This window comes from Bartonella jaculi (assembly GCF_039543045.1).
Taxonomy (GTDB): domain Bacteria; phylum Pseudomonadota; class Alphaproteobacteria; order Rhizobiales; family Rhizobiaceae; genus Bartonella; species Bartonella jaculi.
This window is the reverse complement of the sequence record NZ_BAABIZ010000173.1, coordinates 1-729: the sequence shown is the minus strand read 5'-3', so window position 1 is coordinate 729 and position 729 is coordinate 1. Positions and strand designations below refer to the sequence as shown.

The 729-nt window shown below is 35.4% G+C and carries 1 protein-coding gene; it reads left to right on the top strand.

Translation table 11 applies throughout. The features are described 5' to 3' along the window. Window positions 1-729, top strand: a 729-nt coding sequence (locus ABD915_RS10030; RefSeq protein WP_345117825.1) for an N-6 DNA methylase, incomplete at both ends; no start/stop codon positions are given.

Here is a 729-nt window from a genome sequence, read left to right as displayed (position 1 = left end):
AAAACAATGCCATTTCTCAAGCCATGGAAAAGATTTTAGCTGAATTAGATAAAAGCAATATCAAGCAGGTATCGAAAGAATTACAAGAGTTTTATGACAGCGTAAAATTCCGTGCCTCTGGGATTACCACCCCCCAAGCAAGACAAAACCTTATTATCAAACTTTACGAAGATTTTTTTACCAAGGCTTTTAAGAAAACCACCGATAGGCTTGGGATTGTTTATACCCCCGTTGAGGTTGTTGATTTTATTATTCGTTCCGTTGATGATGTTTTACGAAATGAGTTCGGAAAAAGCCTAGGATCACGGGGTGTCTCTATTCTTGACCCCTTTACTGGAACAGGAACCTTTATCACACGGCTTTTACAATCTGATCTGATAAAACCAGAGGATATGGAATATAAGTTCCGTCATGATATCCATGCCAATGAGATTGTTTTACTTGCCTATTACATAGCAGCGATTAACATTGAATCGACCTATCATAGTCTTATGAAAGGTGAATATATTTCTTTTAAGCATATTGGTTTAACCGATACGTTTCGGATGCTTGAAGAGAAAAACCTGCTACAAGAATTATTTAAAGAAAACAGTGAATATTTGGAACATCAGAAAAATCTGGATATCAAAGTTATTTTTGGTAATCCTCCTTATTCAACAAAGCAAAAAAACGAAAATGATAATGCAAAAAATACCCCTTATCCACTATTAGATGACCGTATTCGTGAAA